The 17,008-nt window shown below is 70.9% G+C and carries 17 protein-coding genes; 8 read left to right on the top strand and 9 right to left on the bottom strand.

Translation table 11 applies throughout. From position 1 onward, the window contains the following. The first annotated feature begins 135 nt into the window (after positions 1–135). A complete protein-coding gene (locus AB0M88_RS49295) occupies positions 136–2,037 on the top strand; it encodes a hypothetical protein (protein ID WP_364114548.1) in 1,902 nt (633 codons plus the stop codon). A gap of 191 nt (positions 2,038–2,228) precedes the next feature. On the opposite strand, the gene AB0M88_RS49290 is transcribed toward AB0M88_RS49295, so the two are convergent. Continuing rightward, positions 2,229–2,480: a hypothetical protein gene (locus AB0M88_RS49290; RefSeq protein WP_364114546.1), complete on the bottom strand. Its 252-nt coding sequence runs from the start codon at positions 2,478–2,480 to the stop codon at positions 2,229–2,231. 156 nt (positions 2,481–2,636) lie between these two features. Here AB0M88_RS49290 and AB0M88_RS49285 point away from each other — a divergent pair, with 156 nt between their 5' ends. After that, on the top strand, positions 2,637–2,855 hold the full coding sequence (locus AB0M88_RS49285; protein WP_364114544.1) for a DNA-binding protein: 219 nt from the start codon (positions 2,637–2,639) through the stop codon (positions 2,853–2,855). Between the two features lie 89 nt (positions 2,856–2,944). On the opposite strand, the gene AB0M88_RS49280 is transcribed toward AB0M88_RS49285, so the two are convergent. Both AB0M88_RS49280 and AB0M88_RS49275 read right to left on the bottom strand, forming a co-directional pair. Next, positions 2,945–3,406 carry a hypothetical protein gene (locus tag AB0M88_RS49280; protein ID WP_364114542.1) on the bottom strand — a complete coding sequence of 154 codons (462 nt, stop codon included), beginning with the start codon at positions 3,404–3,406 and terminating at the stop codon, positions 2,945–2,947. A 453-nt stretch (positions 3,407–3,859) separates the two neighbouring features. Next, the gene (locus tag AB0M88_RS49275) at positions 3,860–4,357 is read right to left on the bottom strand and encodes a MarR family transcriptional regulator (protein ID WP_364114540.1); all 498 of its coding nucleotides are present in this window, start codon (positions 4,355–4,357) and stop codon (positions 3,860–3,862) included. An 84-nt stretch (positions 4,358–4,441) separates the two neighbouring features. Here AB0M88_RS49275 and AB0M88_RS49270 point away from each other — a divergent pair, with 84 nt between their 5' ends. From AB0M88_RS49270 to AB0M88_RS49260, 3 genes are all read left to right on the top strand, one after another. Beyond that, on the top strand, positions 4,442–4,942 hold the full coding sequence (locus AB0M88_RS49270) for an SRPBCC domain-containing protein (protein ID WP_364114538.1): 501 nt from the start codon (positions 4,442–4,444) through the stop codon (positions 4,940–4,942). Beyond that, the gene (locus AB0M88_RS49265) at positions 4,903–5,112 is read left to right on the top strand and encodes a nitroreductase/quinone reductase family protein (RefSeq protein WP_364114552.1); all 210 of its coding nucleotides are present in this window, start codon (positions 4,903–4,905) and stop codon (positions 5,110–5,112) included. Before AB0M88_RS49270 ends, AB0M88_RS49265 begins: the two co-directional genes overlap by 40 nt. A gap of 118 nt (positions 5,113–5,230) precedes the next feature. After that, a complete protein-coding gene (locus tag AB0M88_RS49260; protein ID WP_364114536.1) occupies positions 5,231–5,758 on the top strand; it encodes a hypothetical protein in 528 nt (175 codons plus the stop codon). Here the strand turns inward: AB0M88_RS49260 and AB0M88_RS49255 are convergent. From AB0M88_RS49255 to AB0M88_RS49240, 4 genes are all read right to left on the bottom strand, one after another. Beyond that, positions 5,755–6,306 carry a GNAT family N-acetyltransferase gene (locus tag AB0M88_RS49255; protein ID WP_364114534.1) on the bottom strand — a complete coding sequence of 184 codons (552 nt, stop codon included), beginning with the start codon at positions 6,304–6,306 and terminating at the stop codon, positions 5,755–5,757. The two genes, AB0M88_RS49260 and AB0M88_RS49255, sit on opposite strands and share 4 nt — an antisense overlap. Then, positions 6,303–6,473 (bottom strand): hypothetical protein, encoded by a 171-nt coding sequence (locus AB0M88_RS49250; protein ID WP_364114532.1) that lies wholly within the window; start codon positions 6,471–6,473, stop codon positions 6,303–6,305. The genes AB0M88_RS49255 and AB0M88_RS49250 overlap by 4 nt, the downstream gene beginning before the upstream one ends. Positions 6,474–6,538: 65 nt before the next feature. Continuing rightward, positions 6,539–7,342: an SAM-dependent methyltransferase gene (locus AB0M88_RS49245; RefSeq protein WP_364114530.1), complete on the bottom strand. Its 804-nt coding sequence runs from the start codon at positions 7,340–7,342 to the stop codon at positions 6,539–6,541. Positions 7,343–7,351: 9 nt separating this feature from the next. Beyond that, entirely contained in the window at positions 7,352–8,797 is a 1,446-nt protein-coding gene (locus tag AB0M88_RS49240; protein WP_364114550.1) for a hypothetical protein, read from the bottom strand. A 49-nt stretch (positions 8,798–8,846) separates the two neighbouring features. Between AB0M88_RS49240 and mptB the strand changes: the two genes are divergently transcribed. Then, complete coding sequence (gene mptB, locus AB0M88_RS49235) at positions 8,847–10,430, top strand: polyprenol phosphomannose-dependent alpha 1,6 mannosyltransferase MptB (protein WP_364114528.1); 1,584 nt, start codon at positions 8,847–8,849, stop codon at positions 10,428–10,430. Continuing rightward, the gene (locus AB0M88_RS49230) at positions 10,384–11,520 is read left to right on the top strand and encodes a glycosyltransferase 87 family protein (RefSeq protein ID WP_364114526.1); all 1,137 of its coding nucleotides are present in this window, start codon (positions 10,384–10,386) and stop codon (positions 11,518–11,520) included. Before mptB ends, AB0M88_RS49230 begins: the two co-directional genes overlap by 47 nt. Positions 11,521–11,541: 21 nt before the next feature. On the opposite strand, the gene AB0M88_RS49225 is transcribed toward AB0M88_RS49230, so the two are convergent. Together AB0M88_RS49225 and AB0M88_RS49220 are read right to left on the bottom strand one after the other, a co-directional pair. Next, entirely contained in the window at positions 11,542–14,589 is a 3,048-nt protein-coding gene (locus tag AB0M88_RS49225; protein ID WP_364114524.1) for a BTAD domain-containing putative transcriptional regulator, read from the bottom strand. 51 nt (positions 14,590–14,640) lie between these two features. After that, entirely contained in the window at positions 14,641–14,922 is a 282-nt protein-coding gene (locus AB0M88_RS49220; protein WP_364114522.1) for a hypothetical protein, read from the bottom strand. A gap of 19 nt (positions 14,923–14,941) precedes the next feature. Here AB0M88_RS49220 and AB0M88_RS49215 point away from each other — a divergent pair, with 19 nt between their 5' ends. After that, positions 14,942–15,625: a sulfotransferase domain-containing protein gene (locus tag AB0M88_RS49215; protein WP_364114520.1), complete on the top strand. Its 684-nt coding sequence runs from the start codon at positions 14,942–14,944 to the stop codon at positions 15,623–15,625. Positions 15,626–17,008 lie beyond the last annotated feature (1,383 nt).

The raw sequence follows: 17,008 nt of genomic DNA, 5'->3' as shown, positions 1-17,008 counted from the left end.
CGGAAACCTCCCTCCGCGCGCGCGGACCCCGAGGGGTTTTCGCGACCGCCCCCCCCCGCGGGGGGGGGCCCCCCCCCCGCAACCGGGGGGGGGGGCCGGGGCCGCACCACCAACGAGCCGTGAAGGAGCGTCAGCGTGGCGAGAGATGTCGAAGCCGATGTCAACATCAACGACAAGTCCAGCAAGGGCCTGTCGTCGTTCCTGGCCAGCCTGAAGCGGGCCAAGGATGAGGTGAAGTCGACCTCGCAGGAGACGGACAAGGCGACCGCTGCGACCGCCAAGATGGGCGGTAAGGCGGACGAGAACGCGAAGGCGTTCCACAAGCTGTCGTCCGAGCTGGAGATCTCCAAGCGGGAGCTCGGGTCGCTGGCCCAGGCGTTCGCGAACGCGGGCACGGCGGCTGAGCGCAGCGACATCTCCAAGGCGATGCGCAAACAGCAGACCGAGATCCGGAACCTGACCAAGAACAGGGACATCCTCAAGGATCTGCTGCCCTCGAGCGGCGAGGTCGACAAGGAGACGCAGAAGCTCACCGCGCGGCTGAAGCAGTCCTTCGAGCAGGTGTCGGCGGCCGCGCCGCAGATCATCGGCGGCGGTATCGCCGCGGCCGCGCCGCTGGCCGCCTCGCTGCTGTCGGCCGGCATCATCGGCGGCGTCGGCCTGGGCGGCATCATCGGCGGCGTCACGCTGGCCGCTAAGGATGCCCGGGTGCAGGCGGCGTTCGCGGGGATGAAGGAGCGGATCGGCCAGCAGCTGTCCACGGCCTCGACGCCGTTCATCTCGACGACGCTTGGCGGGATCCACGACATCGAGAACACGCTGCACGGGATCGACTTCGCCCGGATCTTCGCCAAGAGCGCCCAGAACGCGCAGCCGCTGATCTTCGGGGTCACCAACGCCGTGCGGGAGCTCAGCGGCGGCATCGAGGACGTGATCGACCGGTCCGGGCCCGTGTTCGACCAGCTGGGCGACTCGATCGCCGACCTCGGCCAGGATGCCGGGCAGTTCCTGTCGACCGTCAGCTACGGCAGCACGGGCGCCGCCGCCGGCCTGCGGGACGTGACGAATACGCTCGGCGGGGTCCTCGACGTGCTCGGCCCGACAACCCTCGGCCTGACCACGTTGTACGGCTGGCTGAGCAAGATCGGCGTGACCGAGCAGTTCGTGGCCGGCCTGCTCGGCCCGATCGGTCAGCTCGGTGACGCCCTGGACAAGACGGGGATCTTCGGCGGGAACGCGTCCGGGTCGCTGACGCTCGTGCAGAAGGGCATCACCGACGCCGGGGTTGCGGCCACCGTAGCGGCGCCGCAGATGGATTCGTTCGCCACCAGCCTGGAGGACGCCTACACCGCCGCGTACAACCTGTTCGACTCACGGACCCAGGCGGCCGCGTCGATCGACGCGGTCACCGCGTCGATCAAGAACAACGGCACCAGCCTCGACGTGAACACCGTCAAGGGCCGCGCCAACCGGGACGCCATATCCCGGGTTGCCCAGGCCCTCAACGATCAGTACAAGGGGTATGTCGATCTGCACGGTCCGGGCGCGGCCGCCAACGAGATCGCCAAGCAGAACCAGGTCGAGTTCGACAAGGCGGCCCGGAAGTTCCACCTGAGCGCGGACGGGGTGAAGGCACTCAGGACGCAGGTCGGCCTGATCCCGCCGAAGAAGAGCATCGAGCTGGTCGCCAACACCCACGACGCGGCCGCCCGGATCGAGGCGCTGAGGGAGAAGGCCGAGGCTGCCGCGCGTACCAGGCAGATCAACTTCATCGTCCGGGCCTCGGTCAGCGACAAGGTCGCCAACACCCTGGCCCGCTTCGGCGGCGGGTTCGCCGAAGGCGGGTCCTTCGACGCGGCCAGCGCGATCGCCGGGGACGGCATCCGGCGCTCCGGCGGGGCGAGCCGGGTGCAGGTCGACAACACGCTGACCAACAACGTCTACCTCGACGGCAAGCTGCTCTATTCGGCCGTCGAGCGGATCGTCGACGAGAAGATCGCCCGCTCCAACCATCGGCAGAAGGTCGGCCGGCGGTGAGGGGCGGCGAGGACGTGGCTTGCGGGCGCGTGTCCTCGCCGCCCCAGTCTTGGAGGCTTTCCGTCGGCGCCGACGACCTTCTCCGGCAGGTGTTCATCCGTGAACACCTGTCCGGATCCGGACACCTGACGGAGGTCAACTGCGGATCACTCCGCAGTGCCTCAACTGTCCGAGTCCGGACAGTTGAGGCGCTAGGCGCCTGGTGCCGGGAAGCTGAACCCCGGACCCGAACCGGAATCCACCCAGATCACGTTCCCTTTGCGGACCGCTTCCGGCTCAGTCGACCCCTCGGGGCGATCCTCGAAGACGACGAAGACCCCCGGCTCGGCGTCGTCGGCGCAGCCACCGCTGAGCCAACCGCCCGAGTACTTCTTCCTGCGTTCCTCGTCGCGCCACTCGCGCGCCGCTTCCTCGGCGTCCTCGCGGCGTTCCTCTGGCTCCATTGCTGCCTCCCGGGGCGAAGTTGGGAGGCGGCGACCCGCGAGCTTCGCCCCAGCGGGCCGCCGTCCTGCCGTGACTATACGACCACCAAGCGGGTCCGCTAAGGGGTACTACCGATTAGGGATCGTCAAGCGGTAAGCCTCTTAGCGTTCGATCTTGTGAAGCGCGAAGACATCCGGCTGATGGGCACCGCGGAGATCGCCGACCGGCTCGGCGTCACGCCGGCGCGGGTCCACCAGATCACCGACAGCGTGAAGCGCGAGTTCCCGCGCCCGATCGCCACGCTTCGCATGGGCCAGGTCTGGCTGCGCGACGACGTCGAGGCCTGGATCGCCGCGAACCGGCCCGAGCTCGCCGAGGACGTCGAGGGCTCGTAAATCCGTCACGCCGTGACGGATTCGGCACCTTGGTGCCGAATCCGTAAGCGCCGTACCGATTCCGAAATTGCGCAAGAGCCTGCGCAATTTCAGGCGGTGTGCAGGCGCCGGACCAGCGACCCGAGCGTTTCGGCCGTCTCCGGGTCGAGCCAGGCCGGGGCTGGGCCGCCGGTGAGCATGTCGCCGACCTCGTCAGACAGCTGCTGGTCGCTGCGCTCGGCCCTCTCCGGCCTCGACGCGACCACGCAGTCGACGTAGCCCTCGGCGTAGCCCTCGCGGCCTCGCTCGTCGGCCAGCAGGGCGGCGCGGCGAGCCTCCTGCTGCCTGGCGAGGAACCGCTCGGCGAAGCCACCGTCGTCCGGCGGGGCGTAGAGGAAGCCGTAGAGGGCCTGTTGGAGGGCGACGAGGTCACCGCCGGCGGTGATGGGCGGGAAGCCGTGGTCGACGAGGACCTGGGCGACGGCGAAGACGAGGCCGAGAGAGAACCGGCGGTCGTCGGCCGGCGCGGGCATCGGGTAGGCCCGGTTGTGGGCGGGGTTGGGTACGGTCATGACGGGTCGCCTCCATGTTGGCGATCAAGGCCCCGGCCGGTGTTCCAGCACCGCGTTTCCGGGGCCGCTCTATGGGTGGGGAGTAGTCCGCAGCTAGTCCGCAGGACAGCCACAGACGGTCAACTCAGCCCAACGCAACTGAACGTAATAAGCGCTGGTCAGAGTCGTCTCTGGGACATCTCCGCTGGTCCGCAAGGGGCCGCTAGGAGATGTACTACAACGTCTGACCTGATTTAGCTCGCTGACCTGCGGTTTCGGCTCTCACCGAGGGCGCCCCGACAATTCGGCGACAAGCCGCGACGCGGCGGTCATGCCTGGCTCCCAGCCAGCGTGGCCGCTGCGTTCGGCTTTCCGAGCGCGCCGTCAAGGTAACGGCTCCCGCGGCCGACGCGCGCGCTCGGTGGCCAGAAGCGAAACCGACTGGCGTGACCGCTGTTGCTTCGATTCCCGACTTCAGTCCGATGGTTGGGATGGTGGGCCGTCGTGCTCCGCTGGCGCGAGCAGTGTGGCGAGCGTCTGCAGGTCGGTTTCGTCGAGCGCGGCGAGGGGGCCGGGGTCTTCGGTGAGGCGGCGCCAGAAGGTGTCTCGTAACTGCTGGCCTTCGGCGGTAAGGGTGAGAGCTTTGATTCTCCGGTCGCGGGCATCGGCCCCGCGTTCGACGATGCGGCGTCTTTCCAGGCGGTCCACCAGGCTGCTGAGGTTGGATGCGTCGGAGTCGAGCCGGGCGGCGACCCTGCGCATCGGCACGGGTTGTCCCGGCTCCAGGATCAGCAGGACTTTGACCTGAGCGGTGGAGAGGCCGACGGCTGCGGCGTGCGCGGCCCAATGCTGACGAAGCCGCTCGGCGAGCGCCAGCAGGCGTAGGTCCACGTCGAGCACCAAACGCAGTCGTTCGGTGGCGGGCGTCGGGAGATCGTCGGGCAGGCGCATCGAGAACAGAGCGTACTGCACGATGATATAATGGTGGTGTACCACTAATTTCTGGTGCCTGCGGAATGCCGGCACCGTCCGTCATGAGAGCGGGAGGAGTCGACCATGGTCGAATCGGCGTCGACCCGGGGGACGCTGACCGATGTGTCCAAATCGATTAGCGTTGCCGTGCCGCCGGACGAGGCGTTCAGGATCTTCGTGGAACGGCCGATCGAGTGGCTGCCAGCCGGCCATACCTTCATCAGAAACCCGCAGGCCGTCACCCTCCAGTCGTGGGCAGGCGGTTGCTTCGTCGAGCACGGCGCCGACGGCACGGAGGTCGTACGCGGCACGATCGTCGAATGTCAGCCTCCGAGCCGCCTGGTCATGACGTGGCGGGTCGGCGCGGACTGGCGGCCCGTCCACGATGATGAGAAGGCGAGCCGCATCCAGGTCGAATTCGTCGCGACCGGTCCGCACACCACGAACGTGATACTCACGCACACTGAGCTCTACCGGCACGGCGACGCTGCAGCCGCCATACGGTCGGCGGTCGACGGCGCCGGCCCCGGGGACACCCTCAAGGCATATGCACGAGTAGTGGCCCGGCACGCGAATCAGCGGTAGCCCTCGTCGAGGTCGGCGTCGAGACGTTCGCGTGTACCGCTAGGGTCGAAACCGGATACGAACGCGACGCGCGGTACGAGCTGTTCGCCACCCGACATCCTCAGCTGAGCGATTACCAGGCGCGAACACAGCGCCGGATCCCCATCGTCGCACTCAGCCGTCGGCGATGAAGGCATCGCAACGAGCCGGGATGGGCGTCGCTGGTCTTCCGGCGGCGCCACGCTTCGGCGTGGCCGCCGCTTTCTGTACGCCCTGGCCACAGTGGACGCTCTCGGCGATGCTGGGGTGATGTGGGATCTCGCGACCACGTCGCCCGACCGCTGGCGCCTGGCCAACCGGACCGGCAAGCTGGCTCATGCCGTGGCCGTCACGTTTCGGGGCTCGCTCGGCGGCCGGGGCTGGACCGAGCAGGTCACCATCGTCCCGGCCGTGCTGGCCGCCGGCGCCGCGACCGAGATCGCCATACTGCGGTCCGACACCGTCCGCTCCGTCGACGTCGTCTGGCGCGACCCGCTCGGTGTGGCCGGGCGCTGGAGCTGGACGCCCGGCAGCGGGCCGCCTCGCGCGCGCACCGCGGTCATGCCGCTCGACCGCCGGACCGTCCTGCCCCTGCCCTACGAGTACGACCCGGCCCGGCGGCGATTCCGCACGCTCGGCTACGTGCGCGTCGGCCCGGTCATGGTCACGTCGGTCGACCACGTGGCCGCCGACACCGCGGCCGGCCGCGACGAGTTTCTGGTCAAGGTCCTGATGTCGCTCACGATCCCCGGCCGGCGCTTCCGCCGCATCCTCCGCAAGACCCAGCACGTGGGCTAGAGCGGCCGCACGAAGCGGCGGCACACGTGGACCCGCCGGAATCGTGAGCGCGCCCACTCCTCGTCGGCCAGTGTGCCGTGCAGGAAGCCGGCCATCGGTTTGAGTCCGGGGCGGGCGGTGAGGCCGGCGCGGGCGGGTTCGTCCGGGTCGGCGTAACGGTCGGCGTAGACGTGCAGGTAGTGACTGTCGTCGGCGAACCCCATGGCCCGGTACCAGCGGAGTGTGCCCGGGTCGTCGCGGGTCCACGCCTCGACCGTCGGGGCGCCGCCCTCCCGCAGGACCGGGACCACGGCGTCGATCAGCGCCCGCCCGACGCCCCGGCGCCGGTGGTCGGGGTGCACGACGACGGTGTCGATGGTCGCGCCGGTCATTGTGATGAGGCCGGCGACCGTTCCGTCGCCCGTCACCGCGACCATGTCCGGGCCGCCGGCCGGCGGCTTGGAGCGCAGGACGTCGTCGTAGTACGCGGTGTCGAGGAAGCCGAGCACCCGGCACCGCAGCCAGGACCGTTGGTCTCCTGGCTGGTAGGCCCGTACGGTCCAGCTCAACCCGGAACGGTGCCGTTGAGGTAGGACCGGATCTGGGTGAGGAGGCCGACCGTCGGTGCGGGCAGCCGGGAGTCGTCGGCCGGCCGCCGACGGACCGGGGTGGCGACGATCAGCCAGCCACGGTTCCATCCGTCGTAGTCGGTCACTCCGCGCCGAGAGTGATTCATAGCGCGGACCATAACCCGAGAGTGACCCCACTTGACACTCATCGTGTTCAATTCCGTCTGAACGGCTAGGGTTTGCGACCGACCGCGGTCCAGACGTTGATGTCTGACCTTTCGGGGATCTCGGCGTCCGGCAGCGGGCGCCACTCGCTGGCCGGGACCACGCCGGGCGGCACCAGTTCGAGGCCGTCGAAGAGGGCCGCGAACTCGGTCTTCGGACGGGTCCAGACGTCCGTCCGGCCCTCCTCGAGGATCTGCTGGTAGAGCGCCTGCTGTTCGGGTGTGCCGAAGTCCTGGGTGGCGTGGGTGGCGACCAGGTAGCTGCCGGAGGGCAGGGCGTCGAGCAGCTGCCGGACGATCGGCCGGGCCGCGCCGTGGCCGTGCACGAAATGCAGGACGGCGATCAGCATCAGGCCGACCGGCTGCGACAGGTCGAGGGTGTCCCGCAGGACCGGGTCGGCCAGGATCTTGCCGGGGTCGTTGAGGTCGGCCTCGAGGTAGGCGGTGCGGCCCTGTTCGGTGCTGGTGAGCAGGGCCCGGGCGTGGCTCATCACGAGCGGGTCGTTGTCGACGTACACGATCTTGCTGGTGGGGGCGACGGCCTGGGCCACCTCATGGGTGTTGTCGGCGGTCGGCAGGCCGGTGCCGATGTCGAGGAACTGCCGGATGCCGGCCTCGGCGGCCAGGAACCGGGTGGCCCGCTGCAGCAGCGCCCGGTTGGCGAGCGCGCCCAGCCGGACCTTGGGGAACATCCGCTCGAGTTCGTCGCCGGAGGCCCGGTCGGCCGCGAAGTTGTCCTTGCCACCGAGCCAGTAGTTGTAGCGCCGCGCGGGGTGGGCGACCGTGGTGTCGATCGCAGCATTTTGATCCACAAGGGAAGGTTAGCTGGTGAGCTCGTAACGACCAGGTGCCGGAACGTGGAGGATGGTCCATACGCCGGATTTGCGTACCGAAGCGCCCGACGAGGCACGAAGCCAGCGGTAGTAGTGGATCCGCACCGGGATGTCGCCGGCCGCCGGGGCGTCGATGGTCAGCGAGGCGGCGGTGTAGCCGGTCAGTGTGGCCGGGGCGCCGACGATCGGCTGCGGGTCGGCGACCGCGTAGAGGCGCCAGTGGGCGCCGCTCCACACCTCGGTCAGGTAGGGGACGCCGGCGCTCACCAGGGCCGCCTCCGGCTTTCCGCTCCAGGTCAGCACCGCGTCGGGCACGGCGACGAACTGCACGGCCTGCTCGGCGAGCCAGTCGCGGTAGGTGGTGGCGTCGAGGGGTACGCCCGTGCCCGCGGCCCCCGGGATCTTGGTGAAGAAGAGCGGGTTGCGGTCGATGTCGGCCTGGCGCAACCAGCCGCGGGCGAGCGGGATGTCACCCAGATAGGCGGCCTCCCAGTAGTCGCGGGTCGACGGGATCTCCACCCGGCCGGTCAGTCGCTCCTGCTGGAGGCGGTCGAGGAGCGGGGTGAAGTAGGCGCGGTCGGCGGTCGGGTTGCCGATGTCCTCGATGTCGGTGATCACGACGGGTGGCTCGACGACGCAGAGCACGAGCAGGACCGGAACGAGCAGCGGGCGGGGCACGCGGCGCGGGATCACGGCCCAGCCGGCCAGCACCGGGATCGCGAACATGACGGGCAGGCGGGTCGCGTTCAGGCCGACCGGGGTGTGGATCAGGGCGGCGGCGAGCACGCCCAGCGCGCTCAGGACAGCACCGGCCCGCACCGGGCGGACCGGCACGAGAGCGGCCACGATGAGACTGGCGGCCATGGCGCGGACGGTGTCGGCGTGGCTGATGTTCATCCAGCCGCCGTCGCCGAACAGGCCCGCGTTCGCGATCAGCGGCACTCCGGCCGGCACGGCGATCAGCAGCCCGCGTTTCCACCGCGACGAGAGCATCAGGGCGACGCCGGCCAGGCCGACGAAGAGGCCGGCGACCGGGCTGGTCGCGGCCGCGAGGAACGCCGCGAGCGCGGCGAGAAAACGCAGCCGGGGCGGTGCGGTCAAGGCGGTCAGCGCGGCTATCGCCAGCATGACCCCGACCGCGTACGTCACCCGGCCGCTCACCAGATTTCCGGCGACGCAGACGGTGCCCGCCATCGCGCCGAACCAGAGCCGGGGCGCCCCGGTGCGCCGCAGCAGGACCGCGAACAGCACCGCGGTCACGACCAGGGCGAGCGCGCCGGTCACCTGCACCCCGAACAGCGCCATCAGAGGTTGCGAGACCAGGCTGTAGCCCAGCTGGTCGACCCCCGAGTACCACCTCAGGTCGACCGGCGTGTAGCCGTGATCGGCGAAGAACCCGGCCCGCGCGGTCTGGGCGGCCAGGTCGGAGCCCATCCGCGGGCCCAGCGAGTACGCGGCGCCGAGCACCGCCGCGACCACGGCGGTGATCCACTCCAGCCGCCGCCGAGCCCACACCCGGCCGATCCTAGGCCACGGGCCGGACAACTCCTGGACCCGTGCACGTCACGGTAGGGTGCTGCGCATGCCCCGGCCCGCCGTCGTCCGATATGTGGGTCTGGCGGGCAGCCTGCTCCTGGCCGTCGCCGCCTACCGCGGCGGCGCGCGCAGCCCGTGGCATCCGACGATGACGCCGACCACGATCTTCCACGGCACGAACGGCGTGCTGACCCCGTTGTCCTGGCTGCTCGGCACGGTCCTGTTGATCGGCGCCTGGTGGGCCGGCCGCCGGTCGGTGCCGTCCGCCCGCTGGGCCTACGTGACGGCCGGCCTGTGGGCGCTGCCGCTGCTCTTCTTCCTGCCGCTGGGCAGCTACGACGCCTATTCGTACGCCTGTCAGGGCTGGCAGCAGGCGGCGGGCGCCGACCCGTACGCCGGCGGGGTTGATCTTTTGGGGTGTCCCTGGCGCGACGCCGTCGCGCCGACCTGGCTCTCCTCCCCCGCCCCCTACGGCCCGGTCTTCCTGGTGCTGGCCGCGGCCGCGGCCAAGCTCGGCGGCTCGCTGACCGGCACGCTGATCGCCCTCCGCGGGATCGCGCTGCTGGGGGTCGCCCTGATCGCGGTGAGCCTGCCGTCGCTGGCCCGCCGTTCCGGGGTCCCGCTGTCCCGGGCGGTGTGGCTCGCCCTCGCCTGCCCGCTGGTCCCCATTCACCTGATCTCCGGCGCCCACAACGACGCGGTCATGGTCGGTTTCGTCGTGGCCGCCCTCGCGCTGGCCGCCGACCGGCGCCTGCTCCTGGCCGGCCTGCTCTTCGGCCTCGCCGTGGGGGTCAAGGCGACCGCGATCGTCGCCGTGCCGTTCGCCGTGCTCCTGTGGACAACCGCCGAAGAACGTCGGACCCTCGTGGTCGACTCGGCCCCACCCGAACGAGGGTGGGGGCGGCTCGGGAAACTAGGGCAATTGGCAAACGATCACGCGCTGCTCCGCGCCTCGGGCGAACTCCTGCTCGGCGTCGCCGGGGTGCTGGTCGCCGTCACGATCGTCTCCGGGCGCGGGCTGGGCTGGGTCACCGGGCTGGAGGGCAGCGGCGTCTCGGTGCAGTGGACGTCCCCGTCGACGGCGGTCGGAATGGTGTTCCGGCTGGCCGGGCTCGACGCCGTACCCGTCACCCGGGTGATCGGCATCGGAGCGCTGGCGGTCGTCCTGGTCTGGTTGTGGTGGCGAGCCCGGCGCGCCGAGCCCTTGCTGTACGCCGGGTTGGCGCTGGCCGCGACCGTCGTGCTCGCCCCGGTCTTCCACCCGTGGTATGCGATCTGGCCCCTGGCCGTGCTGGCCGCCACCGTTCGCCGGGAAACTCTCTGGCTGGTCGTGCCGCCCGCGATCGCCGCGGCGCTGTGCCTGCCGGACGGCTACAACCTGGCGCTGGCGACGAAGTCCCAGGGTGCCATTCTGATGACGGTCTTCCTCATTGTTGTGATCGGGAAAGCGCTCTATGACTCGAAAAACAGGCATCGTCGCGTCGTTGGCGTCGGTCACGATCCTGATCGTCTATCTCGCCGAGACGCGTAACGAGTTCTTCGACTCGAGGGTCTACTACGGCGCGCTCACCTACTGGTTCCGCGACGGCGGCATGGTCTATGACTGGCTGCGGCCCGGCACGCCCTACGGCTTCACCTATCCGCCGTTCGCCGGCCTGGTCATGGCCCCGATGGCGTTCCTGCCGTTCGCCGTGGTCCTGCTCGTCGCGACCGTCGCCACCCTGATCACGACCGCCGTCCTGACCTGGTGGTTCGCCGGGCCGATGATCAAGCGACGGGGCTGGACGGTCTGGTTCGCGTTCGCGATCGCGTTCTGCCTGGCGGTGGCGTTCGAGCCGGTCCGCGAGACGATCACCTTCGGCCAGGTCAACACGCTGCTGCTCACCCTGGTCGCGGCCGACCTGATGATCGGGCTGTCGAAGGGCCGCAAGTGGGCCGGCGTCGGCATCGGCCTGGCCACCGCGGTCAAGCTGACCCCGGGCGTCTTCATCCTCTATCTGCTGCTCACCCGGCGCTGGCGGGCCGCCGCGACCGCGGCCGGCACCGCGGCCGCCGCCACGCTGGCGGCCGCCGCGCTGTTCCCCGACCAGTCCCGAGAATTCTGGACATCGGCACTGTGGGACACCAGCCGCGTCGGCGTTCTGTCATATTTCTCCAACCAGTCGGAGCGTGGCTTTCTCGCCCGGCTGCCCATCGACCAGGTCGCCGGAAAAATCTGGATCGTCGCGGTCCTCGCCACGATCGCCTTCTGGGCCTGGCGAGTCCGCAAACAGCCCGACGACCTGATGGGCGGCCTGGCCCTGACCGGCATCCTGGGCTGCCTGATCAGCCCGGTCACCTGGATCCACCACTGCGTCTGGCTGCTCCCGGCGATCGTCCGGTGCGTCGACTCCGGCCGGCGACGAGGCATCCTCGGCGCGGCCGCCTACCTCCTGATGACCTCGCGGCTGGGCTGGCTGTGGGAGAAGGGCCCCCGCCCGCCCCTGGAAATCCTCGGCGGCAACCTCTATGTCTGGTTCAGCCTGGCCCTGCTGATCTGGACGCCGCTGACGTCGGCTGACACCGCCCCCGGTCCCGATATCAGCCGAGTGTCCGATCCACCCGCCGTGCTGCGGACATGACCGGCGCCATCGGCGCCGAGGTCAGAGACCCGCGACTTCGGTCGCGGTTGCGACGGTCACCCGCGCCGCCTTCCCGTACGCCTCGGCGAAGCCCGCGTCGCCCAGCGCGGCCCGGGCCTCGACGATGATGCGGTCGGTGTCGGGGACGGACCGGTCGCACGATCCGCGTACGGCGTCGGCCGCCCCAAGCAGGAAGGCGGCCCGCTCCGGGTCGCCCTCGTGCAGCGCCAGATCGGCCACCCCGACCAGCGCGATCGCGATCACCGGCTGGTCGCGGGAGGCGACCGCGATCCGCACCGCCGCCGCGTGATGCGACCGGGCCTTCACCAGGTCGCCGGCCGCCGCCTCGATCGAGCCCATCGTGCTGCGGGTCTGCGCCCGGAACTGCGGGGCGAACGTCGGATTGTCCATCTCCCGGGCGGCCACCGTCACCGCCGCCCGGGCCTCGTCGAGATTGCCCTCCATGCGGGCGAACGTCGCGTACCCGTGCTGCACCGACGCCATCACCTCGGGCAGGCCGATCTCCTCGGCCGACTCGCGCGACTGCTTGAGCATGCGGCGGCCCTCGGCCAGTTCGCCGGCCATCCACAGCTGGTGGGCCAGCTTGACCTCCATCTGCGGTATGTCCTCCCGGATGCCGACCTCGCGGACCAGCGTCAGCGCCTCCCGCTGCCAGCGGACGGCCTGCGCGAAGTCGCCCTCGGCGGCCGCCATGTCGCCGAGCGCGCTGAGCGAGAAGCCGATGCCCCAGCGTTCGCCGATCGCCCGGAAGCCGGCCAGCGCCTCCCGCATGTCGGCCGAGGCGACCTCGCTGCTCTGCCCGAAGTTCAGCCGCAGATGGGCGAGGATCATCCGGGAGGTGGCCCGCAGCCACGGGTCGGGGTCGTCGAAGAGCGGCTCGACCGCCCGGAACCCGCTCTCGGCGTCCGGCTGTTCGAAGATGCCGGCCAGCGGCCCGATCAGGCGCAGCCCGGGATGCTTCGCGCCGGGCCGGGCACCGTGCGTCTCGGCGGCGTAGAAGTGGCTCTGCACCTGGTTGATCGGGATGGCGCCCTCCAGCCCGTTGATCGCCGCGAAGGCGTGGGTCAGGCCGACGTCCTCCGGGTCGGCCCCCTCCTCGGGCAGCGCGCTCACCTCGGACGCCAGCACGGCGCCCTCCATCCGGTGCCCGCGCAGCCACCAGTACCAGCCCAGCCGCGCGACCAGCGCGTAGGCCGTCGCCGCGTCGCCGGCGTGAATCGCCGCCCAGCACGTGGCGTGCAGGTTGTCGTGCTCCTCGGCCAGCCGGCGCAGCCAGGTCAGCTGCTCGGGGCCGCGCAGGTGCGGCTCGGCCCGGCCGGCCAGGTCGAGCAGGTAGCGGGCCAGGGCGAGCCGCTGCGACTCGGCCTCGCCCGCCTCGGCGAGACGTTCCAGGCCGTACTCCCGGATCGTCTCCAGCATCCGGTAGCGCCCATCCGGGCCGAGCACCAGCAACGACTTGTCGACCAGCGCGGCCAGCAGGTCGACGTCGGTGTCGCAGACCCGCTCCACCATGGTCACGTCGGCGCCGCCGTGGAACAGCGCGAACCGCCGCCACAGTCGCCGCTCGGCCTCGGACAGCAGGTCCCAACTCCAGTCGACCACCGCGCGCAGCGTCTGATGGCGCGGCAGGGCGGTCCGGCTGCCGCCGGTCAGCAGGCGGAACCGGTCGGCCAGGCGGTCGGCGAGGACCGCGACGGGCAGCGTACGCAGGCGTGCCGCCGCCAGCTCGATCGCCAGCGGCATGCCGTCGAGCGCCCGGCAGACCCGGATCACGGCCTCGACGTTGTCCTCACCGAGCCGGAACGCCGCAGCTCGATCGAGCAGGAGGCGTACGGAAGGAAAGCCGGAAGCGACCGACGCGCCCGCACCGACCGGCGGGAGAGCCAGCGGCTCGACCGCGTGGATCCGCTCGCCCGGAATGCCCAGCGGCTCGCGGCTGGTCGTCAGCAGGCGCAGGCCCGGAGCCGACCGCAGCAGCGCGTCGCCCACCGCGGCCGCCGCACCGATCAGATGCTCGCAGTTGTCGAGGATCAGCAGCATCTCCCGCCCGGCGAGCGCCTCCAGCAGCCGCGGCAGCGTGTCACCGGCCTGCGCGGCCTTGGTCGCCGGCCGGCCGAGCTGCACCTGCCCGCGCAGCCGCAACGCCGTCATGATCGCCTGCGGGACCTCGGTCGGGTCGGTCAGCGGCGCCAGCTCGACCCGCCACACCTCCCCCGGCAGCCGGCTGCCGACCTCGACCGACAGCCGGGTCTTCCCGCTGCCGCCCGGGCCGAGGAGGGTCACGAGCCGGTTCCCGGCAATGAGCTCCTTGACCGTACGCACGTCCGGGTCGCGCCCGACGAAGCTGCTCACCTCGGCCGGGAGGTTGCCCCGCCGGACCGGCGCGTCAGCGCGCAGCAGCTCCAGATGCAGCTCGGCGAGCTCGGCGCCCGGATCGGTGCCGAGCTGGTCGGCGAGCTTCCGCCGCGTCTCCTCGAAGATCTCGAGCGCGCGGCTGACCTGCCCGTTGCTCGTGAGCGCCCGCATGAGCAACGCCACCAGCCGCTCGTCGAGCGGATCGGCGGCGACCAGGCCCTCCAACTCGGGGACGACGTCGCGCTGCGTCATCTGCTCGGCGAGGTGGCGGCGCTGGGCGGCGAGCTTCAGCTCCCTGAGGCGTACGGCGTCGGCCCGCGCCACGTCGGGAAAGTCGAGCTCGCCGCGCCAGAGAGCGAGGGCTTCGGCCGGCTTGCGCGGGGCGAGGCGGACGAACCGGTGCACGTCGACCCGGTCGGCGTCGACGACCAGCCGGTAGCCGTTCGGCATGGCCTCGATGACCAGCTCGGCGGTCGTCCGGCGCAGGCGCGAGACGAGCGCCTGAAGCGCGTTGGTCGCGGCGGCCGGCGGCTCGTCGGCCCACACACCGTCGATGAGACGCTCGGTGGAGACGACCCGGTTGGCGTCGAGCGCGAGCAGAACGAGCAGCGCACGGAGCCGCGCGCCCGCGACCGGCACGATTTCCCCGTCGCGGTCGCGCAGCTCCAACGGCCCCAGCACCGCGACGTCCACGCGTACGATTCTGCCTTCCCGGCGCCCACCGCCGCTGCACCGCCCGCGTCCCTAGCGGATCACTACCGCCAGCAGGGTGCCGGCCACGCCGAGCGCCACACCGGCCACCCCGGCGAGGAGAAGGCCCCACCGGCGGCGGCGCCTGATCCGCACGACGTCCACCGCCGGCATCGACACCGCCTGCACATAGTCGGAGAGGGCCCGCCGCACGACGGTCTCAAGGTCGCCGTCGACCCGGTGACACAGCAGGTTGAGGTCGCGCAGGTACGCCCAGTCCACGGCAAAGCTGACCGTCGCGAAGGCGCGAGAGGGAAGCTGCTCTGGATACATCATTCCGCCCTATAGTGCTTCGATGCTGATCTGGGTGGCGTCTTTTCCCCGCTCCGGCAACACATTTTTGCGCATCGTCCTCAACCGCAGGTACGGCGTGCCCACGTCGGTGGTCTACGACTACGACGGCGTGGCCGACCGGGTGGGCGGCGAACTGATCGGATACGTCGACCGCCCGGCCGCCCTCGCCGCTGCCGAACCTCACTTCGTCAAGACCCACGGGCCGCGCGACGAAAGCGTCGACCCGGCCGACCATGCGATCTGTCTGGTCCGTGACGGCCGGGACGCGCTGGTGTCGTGGGCCCGAATGCTCACCGAAAAGGATCCCGCAAGCTTCCCGACGGTGTTGAGGCAACTGATCGAGGACACCGGCGCCCGCAGCAGCGGAAGCTGGGGCGCGAACGTTCTCAGCTGGCTACAACCGCCGGCACCCCACCGGGCGATGCTGTCCTACGCCGAACTGATCGCCGACCCGGCCGCCGCAGTCGATCGCGTGATGGCCGTCGTCGCGCCGGCCCTCCGCCCCGACGAGGACGCAGCCATTCCCACCTTCGACGAACTGCGGCAGGTAGACGCCGGATTCTTTCGCCGCGGCACGGTCGGCAGCCACCGCGACGAATTCCCACCCGACCTGCACGAGCTGTTCTGGTCCCGGCCCGACAACCGGGCGGCAATGGAGCTGCTCGGAGCCTTTCCAACAAGCTAGGCGATCGCCCAGAACGTGCCCGTCGCTCGGTCCTCGCCCGGGCCCGGCTCGTGCGGCCCTCCACTGTTGACAAACGCACCGGGCCGCGCTGTTCCTGCCGCGGCAGTGGTGATGCCGTCGGAGGCTGCTGTCGGCGCCGTCATGGCGCATAGACGCTGCCCATCATGCGCTGTCACGCCAACGACAGCGCGCCCGCCAAAGCGCCCGAAGTCATCAATGCCGCAACACCAAAACAGAGCCGCGTCCAACTTCGACATTCATCCCTTGGTATCCGAATGAGGTCCCCTAATGACAAATTCGATAAATTTCCCGGGACCGGGCATAAGCCCATTGCCTCGACACCTGCCAAAGGCATGACGTCGGGCGTTGGGTAATTGTTGCGGTCAGGACCGCGGCTCATCCAACTATTACGGCCGAGTGATCCTGACCGATACGCCCGGGTGGTGCCCCCGGGCCCGCCGTGCTCGCCGGGTGGGCGGTGCTCGCCGGGCAGCCGAGCTCAGTGGGCGAAGCTCGGTGGGCAGGCGAGCCCGGTGGGCAGGCGAGCCCGGTGGGCAGGCGAGCCCGGTGGGCAGGCGAGCCCGATGGGCAGGCGAGCCCGATGGGCAGGCGAGCCCGATGGGCAGGCGAGCCCGATGGGCAGGCGAGCCCGGTGGGCAGGCGAGCCCGGTAGGCAGGCGAGCCCGGTAGGCAGGCGAGCTCGGTGGGCAGGCGAGCTCGGTGGGCGCAGCTCACCGGGTGGGCGGGGTGCCCGATCGCCCGTCGGCGCCGAGAGGATCGCTCGGCCGAGCCGGCAGCGCCGACCGGGCGGACGTGCCTGATCTGATCGGCGGGACCGGCCCGGTCGGCGGAGCCACCTGATCCAGGGCGTTGCCCGGTCTGCCCGCCGGCAGCGGCCGACCGCGGCAGCCTGACCAGCCTGACCGGGCACTGCTCCATCTACCCACTCGCAGGACTCGACCCGATCAGCCGAGCCGGCCGGGTCAACCGGACCGGCCAGGCCAACCGGACCGCCCAGGCCAACCGGACCGCCCAGGCCAACCGGACCGCCCAGGCCAACCGAACCGGCGGATGCGGCTGGGTCAACACGTGCGGCCTGGGCAGCGGATGGGTCCTGGTCGGCGACGGCTCCGGCCGGAGCACTCTGCTCGGCCGGATCGACCTCACCGACCTCCGCATCACCAGCACAGTCGAACCCCCGGCCGCGGGGAACGATCCCGCTCGAAGCCGGAACCAGCGACCGGTCGCCGTCGACCGGCTCGGCCACCGGGGCCGACGGCGCCGATGTCCGAGAGCCGCTAGCGCGATCGGCCGGCGCGACGACGTCACCATAGAGACGCAGGTTCATCGCCCGGCGACCATGACGCTGCCGCAAACCCCATT

This window comes from Actinoplanes sp. NPDC051411, assembly GCF_040682075.1.
Taxonomy (GTDB): domain Bacteria; phylum Actinomycetota; class Actinomycetes; order Mycobacteriales; family Micromonosporaceae; genus Actinoplanes.
The sequence above is the reverse complement of the archived record's forward strand: the minus strand, read 5'-3'. Positions and strand labels throughout refer to the sequence as shown.

What these genes read in the sequence shown, in the direction of transcription:
- AB0M88_RS49290 (WP_364114546.1), bottom strand. Translation starts at nt 2,480, where the DNA reads ATGGAGCCAGAGGAACGCCGCGAGGACGCCGAGGAAGCGGCGCGCGAG.
- AB0M88_RS49280 (WP_364114542.1), bottom strand. Translation starts at nt 3,406, where the DNA reads ATGACCGTACCCAACCCCGCCCACAACCGGGCCTACCCGATGCCCGCG.
- AB0M88_RS49270 (WP_364114538.1), top strand. Translation starts at nt 4,442, where the DNA reads ATGGTCGAATCGGCGTCGACCCGGGGGACGCTGACCGATGTGTCCAAA.
- AB0M88_RS49260 (WP_364114536.1), top strand. Translation starts at nt 5,231, where the DNA reads ATGTGGGATCTCGCGACCACGTCGCCCGACCGCTGGCGCCTGGCCAAC.
- AB0M88_RS49250 (WP_364114532.1), bottom strand. Translation starts at nt 6,473, where the DNA reads ATGAATCACTCTCGGCGCGGAGTGACCGACTACGACGGATGGAACCGT.
- AB0M88_RS49240 (WP_364114550.1), bottom strand. Translation starts at nt 8,797, where the DNA reads ATGGGCTCCGACCTGGCCGCCCAGACCGCGCGGGCCGGGTTCTTCGCC.
- AB0M88_RS49220 (WP_364114522.1), bottom strand. Translation starts at nt 14,922, where the DNA reads ATGATGTATCCAGAGCAGCTTCCCTCTCGCGCCTTCGCGACGGTCAGC.
- AB0M88_RS49215 (WP_364114520.1), top strand. Translation starts at nt 14,942, where the DNA reads ATGCTGATCTGGGTGGCGTCTTTTCCCCGCTCCGGCAACACATTTTTG.